The following is a 13,815-nucleotide window of genomic DNA, read 5'->3' on the forward strand; positions in this document are numbered from 1 at the left end:
GACAAGGAAATGGCCTGCGCCCGCGCCGACGGTCGGTCCCCGGACGTCCGCTGGCATGCGCGCAAGGACGGCGGCCACGTCTACCTCAACGGCTCGCTGCGGGCGCTGCGCGACGCCGACGGACGGGAACTCGGCTTCCTCAAGATCGCCCGCGACGAGACAGAGCGTCGGCGGGTCGAGGAGGCGATGCGGCAGGGCGAGGAGCGCTTCCGGACGATTCTCGACACGGTCCAGGCGGCCTTCGCCATCGTGCAGGTCAAGTTCGACCCCGACGACGTCCCGGTGGACTACCTGTTCGTCGAGGCCAATCCCGCCTTCGAGCGCGAGGCCGGCGTCAACCTGCGCGGCAAGTGGGTGACTGAGTTCGCCCCGGACCTGGAGCGCTTCTGGTTCGAGACCTACGGGCGCGTCGCCAGGACCCGGCAGCCCGAGAACTTCGAGAGCTATGCCAAGGCGTTCGGGCGCTGGTTCGACGTCCGGGCCGTCCCGGTCGGGGATGCGGCCGACCGGCAGATCGCCATCATCTTCAATGACGTCACCGAGCGGCGGGATGCGGAGGAGCGCCTCCGAGCCAGCGAGGCGCTGGCGCGTGAGAACGCGGAGAGGGTGCAACTCGCCCTGGCCGCCGGCGCGATCATCGGCACCTGGCATTGGGACCTGCCTTCCGACCGGTTCACGGTCGACGAGGCGTTCGCTCGTGCCTTCGGGCTCGACCCGGCCCTGGGTCGGGAAGGCATCCCGCTCGCCCGGATCGTCGAGACCGTGCATCCGGACGACCAGGCGGGCCTGTCCGAGGCGATCCGCGAGGTCATCGCCCGGGGTGGCTCCTATGCCCACCAGTACCGCACCCGGCGCGCCGACGGGAACTACTACTGGCTAGAGGCGAACGGCCGTGTCGACCACGCAACGGACGGCACGCCGCTGACCTTCCCCGGCGTCCTCCTGGACGTCAATGAGCGCCGTGCCGTCGAGGCGGAGCGCGACCGAGCGGCGGCCGACTTGCGGGCGCTGAACGAGACGCTGGAACAGCGCGTCTCGGAGCGCACCGCCGAGTTGATGACGGCGGAGGAGGCGCTGCGCCAGAGCCAGAAGATGGAGGCCGTGGGGCAACTCACCGGCGGCGTGGCGCATGACTTCAACAACCTGCTGACCATCATCCGCTCGTCGGTCGACTTCCTGCGTCGACCCGACCTGCCGGACGCACGCAAGCAACGTTACCTAGACGCCGTCTCCGACACGGTCGACCGCGCCGCCAAGCTGACCGGGCAGCTGCTTGCCTTCGCCCGGCGCCAGGCCCTGAAGCCGGAGGTATTCGACGTCGGCGCCAAGGTGCGCGGCGTGAGCGACATGCTCGACACGGTGACGGGCGCGCGCATCCAGGTCGCGACCGTCGTACCGGATTGTCTTTGTTTCATCCGTGCGGACCTCAGCCAGTTCGAGACGGCCCTGGTCAACATGGCGGTGAACGCCCGCGATGCCATGGACGGCGTCGGTAGGCTGACGCTGCGGCTTGCCTGCAACGTCCCCATGCCTCCGATCCGGGGCCACGCCGGGTCGCTGAGCCGCTTCGCGGCGGTGTCGGTCACCGACGAGGGCACCGGAATCGCGCCGGACCAGCTTCCGAAGATCTTCGAGCCGTTCTTCACCACGAAGGAGGTTGGCAAGGGCACCGGCCTCGGTCTGTCCCAGGTGTTCGGCTTCGCCAAACAGTCGGGCGGCGACGTCGACGTCGAGAGCGAGTTTGGCCGAGGGACGACCTTCACGCTCTACCTGCCCGAGGTCGAGGTCGAGCACTCCGGGACGCAGCCGGTCGATCCGGACAGCCTGCTGGCCCCTGTCGGAGCGGGGCAACGCGTGCTGGTGGTCGAGGACAACATCGAGGTCGGCCGGTTCTGCACGCAGATCCTCGATGACCTCGGCTACGTCACGACATTGGCGAGCAACGCCGAGGAGGCGTTGGAGATGATCGGCCCGGACGGGGGCGGGTTCGACGCGGTGTTCTCGGACGTGGTGATGCCGGGCATGGGCGGCGTCGCGCTTGCCGGCATCCTGCGCGACAGGCTTCCGGAGCTGCCGGTGGTGCTGGCGTCGGGCTACAGCCACGTCCTTGCCAGCGCGGACGACCATGGCTTCGAGCTGCTCCACAAGCCGTACTCGGCCGAGCAGCTCGCCCGCGTGCTGCGCCGCGTTACCGTCCAGCCGGGCATGCCGCAAATTCAGGAGGCGGACGCTTGAACTCGTTTCCGGACGTGGGCTCGGCGAACGCGATTATTCGTTCCTGGGTCGGAAGCGGTATGTGCCACCCATGTCGCTGACGACCCGTATCCTTCTTCTAGTGCTGCTCGCGCTTGCGCCCGCCCTCGCCATCCAGGGCTACAACGAGTACGCCCTGCGCACCTCGCGCGATGACGCAGTGCAGGCGGATACGATGGCCACCGCCCGGACCGTCGCCGAGGACCTTTCGCAGGTCGCCGAGACGGTGCGCCAGGCCCTGAACTTCGTCGCGCAGGACCCGAGCGTCCGGGCCATGGAGCCTACCGGCTGCACCGAGTACCTGCGCCGGGCCGTAACCGACAACACGCATCTCGCGATCCTCGGCCTGACCAGGCCGGACGGGACCATCGTCTGCAACAGCGCCGGATCGGCCGCCGGTTCCTACGCGGTGCCCGACCGCGCTTACCACCGCCGGGCGGTAGCCGAGGACACGTTCGTGATGGGCACCTACGCCCGCGGCAATGCCTCACGACGGGATACCCTGCATTTCGCGCGGACGCTCCACGACCCCGAGGGACGAACGGTCGGCGTGCTCTCCGCTGCGGTCGACCTCGATTGGCTGGCCAAGTACCTGAGGCGCAACCTTCGGATGCCCAGCACCTCGGTCACGGTGGCGGACGCGGACAAGACCATCCTAGTGCGCTACCCGGACGGGGACGGCTGGATCGGCAAGCCGATCCCCCCGGAACGGCAGCGCATCCTGACGGACCGCGGCGAGGGCGTCCGCGTCGACTTCGGCATCGATGGACGCGAGCGCGTCCTCGCCAACATCCAGCCCGAAGGTCCCGCCTCCAGTGCCTGGGTGACGGTCGGCCGCGACCGGGACATCGCATTCGCCGACGTCGACGCAGCCACTCGCCGCGGCCTTGTGCTGATCGCGCTCGGGGCCGCGCTTGCCGTCGCGGCGGCCCTGGTTGCAGGGCGCATGTTCATCACCCGCCCGTTCGACCGCCTGCTCCGCACGGCGTCCCGGTGGCAGGCCGGCGACCTTGCCGCACGCAACGGCATGGACGGAGGCGACGAGTTCGGCCGGCTCGGGCGCAAGCTCGACGCCATGGCCGGAACCCTCCAGCGGAACGAGGCGGAACTCAAGGATGAGATCCGCAACGGGCGCGCCATGCAGGACCGTCAGGTCACGATGCTGCACGAGCTCAATCACCGCGTAAAGAACACCCTCGCCACGGTCCAGGCCCTGGCACGGCAATCGACGCGGGGAGGCGACGCCCCTGGCGAGCGGCTTGAGGCGCGCATTCTTGCCCTGTCGAAGACCCATGACCTGCTGACGCGGGACGACTGGTCGGGCGCCCCGTTGCGCGCGGTGCTGGAGAACGAGATCGACCCCTATCGCGACGGCGACGCCCGTTTCGTCCTGGATGGCCCCGACATCGACCTTCCGCCACGTCACGTCCTGTCGCTCGGCATGACCCTGCACGAGCTCGTCACCAACGCCGCCAAGTACGGCGCGCTTTCCGTGCCGGGCGGCGAGGTTCACGTCACCTGGGCGGTCGTTGGGGAAAAAGGCGGCGAGCGTCGATTGCAACTCGATTGGACGGAGGCAAACGGCCCTCCGGCCGTTTCCCCCGAGCGCCGTGGTTTCGGCACGCGCCTGATCACGGTGAGCGTCGAGCGAGAGCTCGATGGGAAGGTGACCCTCGATTTCGCGGCGGCCGGCCTCCGCGTCGGCGTTGATGTTCCGCTGACCAAACCCGGCGCGGCCCACCTAAGCCCGCTGGCCACCGCCCACTGACCGATACGTTCGGTCCAAGGATGTCTTCCATACGCTGAGAGGGCTAGGAACAGGGTGCGCGAAACCAGGATCCATCCAGGCAGTCGCCACCGACGATGCGGGGCACGCCCCGTCGTGGGCGCCAGCGGAGCGGACCCTCGCGTCCTTGCCGGACGACGTGTTTTCGAGGGGCTTGCCGCCGAGGCGCGCGACATTCCGAGAGACCGATTTCAGCCGCCATCCCTCAGGGCTGGACATGGGTCCATGGATGCGATTGGCTCCGATCTTGGAATCCTCGCCCATAGGAACCAATCCGACCGTCCGAGCCTACCCCCTTCATGGATCGCGTCACGATGAGCGACGAGGAGGTCGAACGCCTTCGAGCACTCGACCGCTACCGACTGCTGGATACGCCTCGCGAGCAGGACTTCGACGAGATCGCCGAAGCCGCCGCCGATCTCTGCGAGACGCCCATCGCGGTGGTCAACCTCGTCGGTGACGGACGCCAGTTCTTCAAGGCCGAGGTCGGCCTGGGCGTGCGCGAGACCCCGCTGGAGAGCTCCTTCTGCCGGCAGGCGATCCTTCAGGATGACTTTCTTTGCGTCCCCGACGCGAGCCGCGATCCGCGCTTCGAGGGAAATCCGCTGGTCACCGGCGATCCGGGCCTGCGCTTCTATGCGGGCGCCGTGCTGAAGACGGCCGACGGCCATCCCGTCGGCACCGTCTGCGTGCTCGACACGAAGCCGCATGACCTGACCGAACGGCAGCACAAGGGCCTGATGCGGCTCGCCCGTCAGGCCATGGGCCAGATGGAGCTGCGTCGTTCGCTCCGCGAACAGGCCGGACAGCGCCTTCTCAACGAACGCATCCTCGACGGCGCTACCGACTACGCCATCGTCGCGACCGACCCGGAAGGACGCGTCACCCGCTGGAACGCCGGCGCCGAACGCATCCTGGGTTGGAGCGAGGCGGAGATGCTCGGGCGGCCAGCCGACGTGTTCTTCACGCCGGAGGATCGCGCCTCCGGGATTCCGCGGGAGGAGATGCGGCTCGCCCTAAGGACCGGGACGGGACCCAACGAGCGTTGGCACGTACGCAAGGACGGAAGCCGGTTCTGGGCCTCGGGCGAGGTGAAGCCACTGAGGTCTGAAGACGGTGAGGTCCTCGGTTTCCTCAAGATCCTGCGGGACCGTACCGGGGAGCGCGAGGCCGGCGCCGCCCTGCAGGCCAGCGAGCTACGCTATCGCTCGCTCGTCGAGGTCAGCCCCCAGGTGGTCTGGTTCGCCGACGCGGACGGGGCGGTCTCCTACTGCAACGCCTATTGGTACGAGTACACCGGGCTGCCCGCCGGCGAGACCGGCGAGGCCAGCTGGATGGGCGTGATCCATCCAGACCACCGCGAGGCGACCCGTGCGGCATGGCTCTCGGCGGCGGCGGGTGGCCAGCCCTACGAGGTCGAGTTCCCGCTGCGCCGTGCGGACGGCGAGTACCGCTGGTTCCTGTCCCGGGCCCGCCCCGTGCACGATGTCGACGGAACCCTTCGCAGCTGGATCGGAACCACCCTCGACATCCACGATCGCAGGCAGACCGAGGAGGAACTGAACGGGACGAGGGAACAGCTGCGCCTCGCCGTCGAAGCCACTGAAACCGGCATTTTCGACTACGACCTGATCGCGGATGTGCTCAATTGGGACGTCCGCACCCGCGCCTTCTTCGGCCTCGGGCCGGACGATGCGGTCAACCTGGAGGTCTACCTTTCCCGCCTGCACCCGGACGACCGCGAACGGTGCGACCATGCTGTCGCCGCCGCACTCGATCCGGGCGGCAGCCGCACATACGACATTACGTACCGCACCATCGATCCGGCGAACGGCATCGAGCGCTGGGTGTCTGCCAGGGGCCAGACCCTGTTCGAGGGCGACCGACCGGTGCGCCTCATCGGCACGGCACGCGACGTCACCGAGAACCGGAAGGCAGAGCAGGTCCTGCGGGAGACCGAGGAGCGCTACCGCCTCGCCGCGCGCGCCACCAACGACGCGATCTGGGATTGGGACCTAACCACCAACCATGTCCTTTGGAACGAGGCCCTTCACACCGCCCACGGACACCGGCCCGAGACCGTGGAGCCGACCGGCGATTGGTGGATCGAACATATCCATCCCGACGACCGGACCCGCATCGACGCCTCCATCCACGTGGTCATCGACCGGATCGGCACGACCTGGACCGACGAGTACCGCTTCCGCCGGGCCGACGGCTCCTTCGCCGATATACTCGACCGCGGGTACGTCATCCGGGACGAACAGGGCCGCGCCGTGCGGATGATAGGCGCGATGTTCGACATCAGCGAACGCAAGCGCGCGGAGGAACATCAGCGCCTGCTGACGGGCGAGCTCCATCACCGCGTGAAGAACACCCTCGCCTTGGTCCAGGCCATCGCCAGCCAGACCTTTCGCGACGCCGCCGACCTGGAAGGCGCCCGCGAGGCGTTCTCGGCGCGCCTGATCTCGCTCGGAAGGGCGCATGACATCTTGACCCAATCGAGTTGGACCCAGGCTCCCATCGGGGAGGTCGTGGACGGCGCCCTGGCGGTCCACCGTGGCGAGGTGGCGTCCCGCATCCGTGCGAGCGGTCCTAACGTGCCGCTCGCAGCCAAGGCGGCCCTCGCCCTGGCGCTGGCACTGCACGAGCTTGGGACCAACGCGGCCAAGTACGGCGCGCTCTCCAACGAGGCCGGGACCGTCGACCTCCGCTGGCACGTGGTCCACGAGGGTGACGCCCCCCGCTTCTGTCTGACCTGGTCCGAGCAGGGTGGCCCGCCGATCCTGGCACAGCCGTCGCGGCGCGGCTTTGGATCGCGGTTGATCGAGCGCAGCTTCGCGGCCGAGGTCGGCGGCGAGGTGCGCATGACCTATGCGCCGACCGGCCTAACATGCCGCCTGGAAGCGTCGCTGGCCTCCATGCAGGAAGCGAGCGACGAGGCGGCGGCCTGACCTCAAGGGGCGCGCCTTGCTCCAGCATGTTATGGCCTATTACGCGGGACGCTAATCAAGCAGTTCGGCCTACCCTATGCTGCCGGCAAATCGCTCCGCCAAACGCCCCGCCTTGAACGCTTCGGCCATCCAGTCGACGAACGCTCGGGTCTTCGCGGGCAAATGCGTTCGCGAGGAATAGTAGAGGGAGATCGTACCGGCATCGGCGTACCAGCGCGGCAGCAGGCGCACGAGGTCTCCCCGGTCCAGGTCGGTGCACACGTCGGGCATCGCGACGAGCGTGACGCCCAGGTCAAGAAGCGCGGCCTGGCGCATGGCGCTGGGGTCGTTGACGATCACGCTTTCCTGCAAGGGGGCACCCTCTTCGCGGCCGACGCCGTCGCGCATCGTCCAGTGCCGGATGCGACCAGTTTGGAGAGACCGCATGACGATGCCGTCGAACGCCTGAAGCCCCCCCGGGTCGGAGGGCGGCACCCGGTTACGCATGTAAGCCGGCGACGCCACCGCGATAATGTGGGCAGGTGCGAGGGTGCGGGCCACGATGCCGGGGGACAACTCGAAGCCGCCTCCGATGGCGGCGTCATATCCTTCGGCGACGAGATCGACCTGGCGGTTCTCGAAGTGCCATTCCGGTCGAACGTGCGGATAGCGGGACAGGAAGCCCGGGAGAACCGGCAGGACATAGCCGAGCCCGAAGGTCGGCGGCAGGCTGACCTTGAGCGTGCCAGCCGGCTCGCTGCCGTCCGAAGAGACGTCGGCAATCGCTGCTTGCAGGCCTTCCAAATTACCAGCGACCGCTTGGCGGAAGCCCTCACCCGCTTCGGTCAGGGTGAGCTTGCGCGTCGAGCGGTGGAACAGCCGCACCCCGAGGTTCCGCTCCAGTATGGCCACGTTGCGGCTGACCGCAGCCGGCGTCAGCGACAGTCGTCGAGCAGCCTCGGAGAAGCTGCCGCACTCGGCGCTGCGCACGAAGGCTTCGAGGTTGGCCAAGGTTTCCATACCGCAACTTTCAACAATCCATTGAAAGCGTAACAACCTACTCAGGGCTAAACCAGGGGGAGTTCCAGAGCCATCCTCATTCCCATCGAACACGCGATGGAGCGATGACATGACCCAGGTATCCCACCCCCTCACCGGCAAGGTGTCGCTCGTGACCGGCGGATCGCGCGGCATCGGGGCGGCCATCGTCCGCCGCCTCGCCCGCGACGGCGCCGACGTCGCCTTCAGCTATTCCGCCTCGCAGGAGCGGGCTGAGGACATAGTCCGCGAGGTCGAGGCGCTCGGCCGGCGGGCGGTCGCGATCAAGGCGGACCAAGCCAGCGCCGACGAGGTCGAGTCGCTCGTGCGAAAGGCACATGCCGAGCTCGGACGCCTCGACATCCTGATCAATTCCGCGGGCGTGTTCGTCACCGGTAGGGTCGACGACCCCAACGTCGACCGCGCTGCCTTCGACCGGCAGCTTGACGTCAACGTCAAGGGCGTGGCCGCGGTGGTCCGCGCCGCAGTGCCGGTGATGACGGACGGCGGACGCATCGTGTCCATCGGCACCACCGGCGCGGTCCACATCCCGTTCGCGGGAGCCGCCGACTACGTCGCAACCAAGGCTGCGGTGGCGGCATACACCCGTGGCTGGGCACGCGACCTCGGTCCGCGCAACATAACGGTCAACGTGGTCCAGCCCGGCGCGATCAACACCGACATGAACCCGCAGGACGGTCCCTTCGCCGAGACGCTGAAGGGCCTCGCCGCCCTCGGCCGCTACGGCCAGCCGGAGGACATCGCCGCGGCGGTGGCTTTCCTGGCCGGGCCTGATGCCGGCTACATCACCGGCGCTACGCTGAACGTCGACGGCGGCCAAACCGCCTGACCCCTCGATCCGGGTTGAAGGGAGACAGAACCATGACCTCCATCGGCATCATTGGCGCCGGCCAGATCGGACGCGCCATCGCGACGGCGCTCGCCCGCCATGCCATTCCCGCGACGCTCGCGAACAGCCGCGGGCCTGAGAGCCTTGCGGAGACCGTCGCCACGCTCGGCGAGGACATCACGGCAGGCACCCGCGAGGAAGCCGCCTCGAAGGACATCGTCTTCGTCGCCGTGAACTGGTCGAAGCTGGAGACGGCCCTCGCCGGGCTGCCGGACTTCGCCGGTCGCATCGTCGTCGATGCGAACAACCCCATCGAGGCACCGCTGTTCAAGCCATTTGACCTGGGCGCGCGCTCGTCGAGCGAGGTCCTGGCGGGCTTGGTTCCCGGAGCTCGGGTGGTGAAGGCGTTCAACCATCTGCGGCCGGGCCTCGTCTCCGGCGACCCGGCCGAACGCGGCGGCCGGCGCGTGCTGTTCTACTCCGGCGAAGACGCACGGGCGAAGGCGCAAGTCGGGGCGCTGATCGACCGGCTCGGCTTCTTCGGCATCGACCTGGGGACGCTTGCCGTCGGCAGCCGCCTCGTCCAATTCCCGGGCGGCCCCCTGCCCGCGCTCGATCTCGTCAAGTTTGACTGATCGCCTGACAAGGTCTTCCCGAGGAGACATCCCATGTCCGACACCATATCGACCGCCGTGGAAGCGGCGGATACTGACTACGACACGCTACTTCGCGCCAACCTGGAGCGCGTCTTCAACGAGCGCGACGCAGGACGGCGCGCCGCGGCGCTCGCCGAACTCTTCGTTGAGGAGCCGGTGATGTACGAGCCGGCCAACGTGGTGCGGGGACGCGACGCCATTTCGGCGGTCGCCGGGGCCCTCTTGGACCAGTTCGGCCCGACGTTCCGGTTCATGCCGGCTGGCGTCGCGGTTGGCCATCACGGCCTAGGTTCCCTGCGGTGGCAAGCGGGTCCCGACAATGGTCCAGTCGCGGTCACGGGCTCGGACGTGGCGGAAATCGTAGATGGCAGGATTTCGCGCCTGTGGGTGCTACTCAACCCGCCGGAAGCCTGAGACCGTCTTTGCGGAGGGCGCAGTTGGAGCAAGTTATGGCCCATTAAACCGCCGGCAGAACCCCTTCGAACAGGTCACGGCATTGCATGTCCTCCGGCAGCAGACCGACTTAAGAGAAGCGCGGCCGAAGCATTGGGTAGAACCATAAAGGCCCTAGATGCGGCAGCGGGCATCGGGTTTGAGCGAGCAGCATCTAAGTTAGCCCAACCGGACATGCGGCGCTGGCCAGATCGTGTCCATAGAACCGGTGCGATGCTAGCAGTATAACCGACATGGGTCGGGACCCGTCCGTCCGCTAAACGACCGGGTTGGGTGGATTTGAGCCGGTCTCCCTTCAGCGGCAAAGCCATTGAAGCGGACGTTGTTGTCCCAACCGCTCCCTATTTTAAGGGCGTTGGAGATCGCTACTCGGGCAACCCTAGGAACGGGAAAGGCTTGGTCTCCCTGAACATCGCCGTCGCGTCGCCCGAGAACGTGTGATCCTGGTTAGGGCCGAGATCGAGCTTCTTGGTCGTCCCCGTGACTGCGTCGAAGTCGATGGCCTTCAGATCGACCCAAAAGGTGTTGGGCGTCAGGGCCGACTCGAAGAAGTAAAGCTTCCGCTTGTGGTCCACGACCGTGCGCCAGCGCGTGGAGGAGATGTTGGGTTCGTTCGGTGTGGTGATGCCATAGGGGACCGAGGCGTTCCGGATCACGCTGAAGACACTCGCTACCGCGAGGTTCGGGTTCTCGAACTGTGGGATCGCCTTGATGTAGAACGAAGCGCGCGCGAAGCGGTCGGCCGCCCGATTGGTGCCCGGCAGCATGATGGTCCCTCCGATCTCCTTCCAGTAGCTATCCAGGGCGAGCTGCTGGTCGAACACGGGCGAGTTCGTCATCACTTGATAGGCACGGTCGTGGTGGATCACGAGCCGTCCGCCGATATACTCGAAAATGGCACTGTCACCCGTGGCGTCCGATAGCGACAGGTGCACGGTCGCGAGCCTATCTTCCCCTGGAACCTTGTCGGTGACGATGGTGAAGGGCTCCGTTCGGAGCGCTTCGACCGCTTCGCGGACGGTTGCGAAGCTGTCGAGGACGTACTGTGCCCAGGCCGCGACGCTCAGGCCGGGCTTGTCCTTGTTCAGTTTCGGGTATTCGGACTCGACCAGCCACAGCAGGTTGGCAGCCAGCCCCGCCTCGTTGACGCCGTCCGTGGTCGAGACTTCATAGCCCGAGGCGATGACGCTGCCGTACCGCGACATCCATCGCAGCGAGTTCGCACCGGCCACGCCGGACCGGTCCATACCGCGCGGGAAAATCCAAAGGTTGGTGGCGATGTCGTTACGCCAGTCCATCGTGCGGGCCGTGATCACCTGCCCGTTCGCGCCGAGGTAGACGGCACGGGTACAAGCCTGGGAAGAGCCGTGCAGGCCGCAAAGCGCCACGACGAGCAGGGTCCGACAGGCACCAAGAAACGCTGTCAATCTCAGCACGGCATCACCCCCGGTCGTCGCTGGTTCGTTCCCTGGAGGGCTCGTGCCTTCCCATAAGGCCGGACACGTCCAGCAGGGCAGCGCATCGCTGTCGTCGTGTCAATCGATACGGCTACGCCCTGCCTGGAGGTCGGTACGGATGCGATCAAGTGCGCTGAGAATTTCCCCTACGGCCATGCCTGTCACCCCCAACCAGAGCTGCGGCCCGAAGAATGCGGTCAGGTTGAGAAACCATCCGATGATAACGCCTGCTACGATGACGCTTCCGATGCCTGCCCAGGCGAGCCCATGCCCTTTGTCCAAGGTCATCTGAAAAATCCTTTAGTACCGTTGCCTCTGCAATCATTGCACGAGGAAACGGGGTAGGCGCATCAGCGCCCGTCAGGCGGTCCGCCCGATCGCCCAGAACCAAGATAGCAGACCGCCTGCGTAACACCCCTGGCCCACGTACCCAGACGGCCGTCGATTGGCCGCTTTCGGCAAGCGCCCATGGCGACCCGACCGGCCGGGTTGGGTCGAGTTCTGAAGGTCTGCTTACGGCCGGCCGTGGATAGAAGCCGACGTCACTCTCACGCCTCAGGTGATCCAGTTCAAGCTTGGAGCCTGACCACTTACGGGTGCCCGTATGGTCCGTGGCAGACGCCATACGGGCGACCATCAAGTCAGGAGGTTGTGGCCGCCGGCCGCCGCGATCTCCAAGGCGCGCTTGGCGCCCTCCTGACCCTTGATGTCACGCAGATCCGGCAGGGCGGCGCCCGGCGCGGCCACCGCCGGCTGGGGCCTGGCCATGACCTGGGTACCCTTGAAGTGGTTGGCGAGCTGGATGAGCGAGCGCGGCGCCAGCACGTCGAGGTCGCAGCCGGCCCAGGCGGCCTCCGGCCCCGTCGCGGCCGGGCAGATCAGGCCGAGGCCGAGGGCGCTGGCGGCCATGGCGGCGGGCAGCACACCGGACACCGCCGTGATCGTGCCGTCGAGGGCGAGTTCGCCGAGAACGCAGTAGCCCGCGAGCGCATCCGCCGGCAGGGCGCCGATGGCGCCCATCACCGCCAGGGCAATCGGCAGGTCGTAGTGCGAGCCCTCCTTCGGCAAGTCGGCCGGGGCGAGATTGACGGTGATGCGCTTGGCCGGAAGGGCGAGGCCGGAGGCGATCAGGGCCGACCGCACGCGTTCCCGGGATTCCGCCACCGCCTTGTCGGCGAGGCCCACCACCGTGAAGGCGACGATGCCGGGGGCGATCTGAACCTGGACATCGACGGCCCGCGCCTCGATGCCCTCGAACGCCACGGTGGCGACGCGCGTGACCATGCTGGATCGACCTTAGGGGCGGAAAGATCCGGCGACCCTAGGGGGCGGCGCCCCTGGATACAACCTCTGGGCGCAGCCATCGCGCGACGTCGAGAGGAACCTCATCCGGGCTGAATGGTTCGATGGAGGTCAGAAACATTCCTCGACACAGCAGGGAGACACCATGTCGATCAAGCTCACGGGCCTCGCCGCCCTCGCCCTCGGCCTCGCCTTCACCGGCTCCGCCTTCGCCGACCGGAAGCCGACCCCGGAGGAGCAGACCAAGATCGAGGCCGTTCTGAAGCAGGAAGGCTTCACCAAGTGGAAGAAGATCGAGGTCGAGGACGACGAGATCGAGGTCGACGACGCCATCGACGCCAACGGAAAGCAGTTCGACCTAGAGCTCGACCCCAAGACCTTCGCCATCGTGAAGCGCAAGGCCGAATAGTCCCGCGCACTCCGCAGTGACCTTTCGCCGGAGCATTGCTCCGGCGTTCAGCCCTTGCGGGTGAAGTAGGTGCCGGCCGGCGCGGCCGAGCCGGCACCGCTCGGATTGAGCGCCCGCCACTGCGTCAGGACGGCATCGCCGCCCCGGCGCATCTCGAAAAGGTTCGTTCCGACCTCGTAGAGCCGCGTGCCGTAGGCGTTGACCGTCCGTCCATCGCCGAAGGTGTGGAAGGCGACGGACAAGCGCTCGTCCGTACCGCTCGCCTTGCAGACGATGGTCTCATCGGTCTGGAAGCCCTCGATCCGCAGCAGACAGTCCCGGTTGCCGCGTCCCGGAGCGATGTCGAGGTCGTAGGTGACGACGATCGGCGACCCACCGACGGTGCGCCCGCCATCGTGCTCGTAGAGATAGCGCCCGGCCCAAGCTCCCGGCACCTCGGGCGCGGCGGATGCCGCCATCAGGCCCGCCACGAGGCCGGTGCACACCATCAGTCTCAAGCCGAACCGCCGCGTCATCGGCATCTCCCTCATCATCGATCAGGACAGGACGCGGAAGTTGGCGCAGGGATCGGGCGATTTGCGGGCACACCGCGGCCACCTTCCCCGCCCTGCCCGCACCGGCCTGTCGGGAGTCGCCCTCCGAGGCGCGAAGTCCGCTTGGATACCCAGAGTTCGCTTG

11 protein-coding genes and 1 pseudogene are annotated in these 13,815 nt (G+C 67.4%); 7 read left to right on the forward strand and 5 right to left on the reverse strand.

Features of this window, described 5'->3' with window-relative positions; genetic code table 11:
- The first annotated feature begins 9 nt into the window (after nt 1-9).
- The 3 genes from ASF41_RS06155 to ASF41_RS06165 all read left to right on the forward strand — a co-directional run bounded on the left by ASF41_RS06155 (nt 10) and on the right by ASF41_RS06165 (nt 6,993).
- The gene (locus ASF41_RS06155) at nt 10-2,235 is read left to right on the forward strand and encodes an ATP-binding protein (protein ID WP_156653221.1); all 2,226 of its coding nucleotides are present in this window, start codon (nt 10-12) and stop codon (nt 2,233-2,235) included.
- A 70-nt stretch (nt 2,236-2,305) separates the two neighbouring features.
- Complete coding sequence (locus tag ASF41_RS06160; RefSeq protein WP_056491703.1) at nt 2,306-4,021, forward strand: sensor histidine kinase; 1,716 nt, start codon at nt 2,306-2,308, stop codon at nt 4,019-4,021.
- Between the two features lie 332 nt (nt 4,022-4,353).
- Nucleotides 4,354-6,993 carry a PAS domain S-box protein gene (locus ASF41_RS06165; protein ID WP_056491814.1) on the forward strand — a complete coding sequence of 880 codons (2,640 nt, stop codon included), beginning with the start codon at nt 4,354-4,356 and terminating at the stop codon, nt 6,991-6,993.
- A gap of 69 nt (nt 6,994-7,062) precedes the next feature.
- On the opposite strand, the gene ASF41_RS06170 is transcribed toward ASF41_RS06165, so the two are convergent.
- Entirely contained in the window at nt 7,063-7,992 is a 930-nt protein-coding gene (locus tag ASF41_RS06170) for a LysR family transcriptional regulator (protein WP_056491706.1), read from the reverse strand.
- Nucleotides 7,993-8,101: 109 nt separating this feature from the next.
- Between ASF41_RS06170 and ASF41_RS06175 the strand changes: the two genes are divergently transcribed.
- Genes ASF41_RS06175 through ASF41_RS06185 form a run of 3 tightly spaced genes read left to right on the forward strand, consistent with a single transcriptional unit; the run spans nt 8,102 to nt 9,930 of the window.
- A complete protein-coding gene (locus ASF41_RS06175) occupies nt 8,102-8,860 on the forward strand; it encodes an SDR family oxidoreductase (protein WP_056491709.1) in 759 nt (252 codons plus the stop codon).
- Between the two features lie 32 nt (nt 8,861-8,892).
- The gene (locus ASF41_RS06180) at nt 8,893-9,495 is read left to right on the forward strand and encodes an NADPH-dependent F420 reductase (RefSeq protein WP_056491712.1); all 603 of its coding nucleotides are present in this window, start codon (nt 8,893-8,895) and stop codon (nt 9,493-9,495) included.
- 33 nt (nt 9,496-9,528) lie between these two features.
- Nucleotides 9,529-9,930 carry a nuclear transport factor 2 family protein gene (locus ASF41_RS06185; protein WP_056491715.1) on the forward strand — a complete coding sequence of 134 codons (402 nt, stop codon included), beginning with the start codon at nt 9,529-9,531 and terminating at the stop codon, nt 9,928-9,930.
- A 404-nt stretch (nt 9,931-10,334) separates the two neighbouring features.
- Here the strand turns inward: ASF41_RS06185 and ASF41_RS06190 are convergent, their stop codons facing one another.
- From ASF41_RS06190 to ASF41_RS06200, 3 genes and pseudogenes are all read right to left on the reverse strand, one after another.
- Nucleotides 10,335-11,366 carry a linear amide C-N hydrolase gene (locus tag ASF41_RS06190; RefSeq protein WP_056491817.1) on the reverse strand — a complete coding sequence of 344 codons (1,032 nt, stop codon included), beginning with the start codon at nt 11,364-11,366 and terminating at the stop codon, nt 10,335-10,337.
- A 138-nt stretch (nt 11,367-11,504) separates the two neighbouring features.
- Nucleotides 11,505-11,714 carry a hypothetical protein gene (locus ASF41_RS24660; RefSeq protein ID WP_056491718.1) on the reverse strand — a complete coding sequence of 70 codons (210 nt, stop codon included), beginning with the start codon at nt 11,712-11,714 and terminating at the stop codon, nt 11,505-11,507.
- A gap of 354 nt (nt 11,715-12,068) precedes the next feature.
- Nucleotides 12,069-12,710: pseudogene (locus ASF41_RS06200) on the reverse strand (magnesium chelatase domain-containing protein); the annotation flags it as partial.
- 163 nt (nt 12,711-12,873) lie between these two features.
- Here ASF41_RS06200 and ASF41_RS06205 point away from each other — a divergent pair.
- Entirely contained in the window at nt 12,874-13,137 is a 264-nt protein-coding gene (locus ASF41_RS06205) for a PepSY domain-containing protein (protein WP_156389713.1), read from the forward strand.
- A 47-nt stretch (nt 13,138-13,184) separates the two neighbouring features.
- Here the strand turns inward: ASF41_RS06205 and ASF41_RS06210 are convergent, their stop codons facing one another.
- On the reverse strand, nt 13,185-13,652 hold the full coding sequence (locus tag ASF41_RS06210) for a DUF5991 domain-containing protein (RefSeq protein WP_156653222.1): 468 nt from the start codon (nt 13,650-13,652) through the stop codon (nt 13,185-13,187).
- Between the last annotated feature and the right edge of the window lie 163 nt (nt 13,653-13,815).

This window comes from Methylobacterium sp. Leaf111 (assembly GCF_001423285.1).
Taxonomy (GTDB): Bacteria; Pseudomonadota; Alphaproteobacteria; order Rhizobiales; family Beijerinckiaceae; genus Methylobacterium.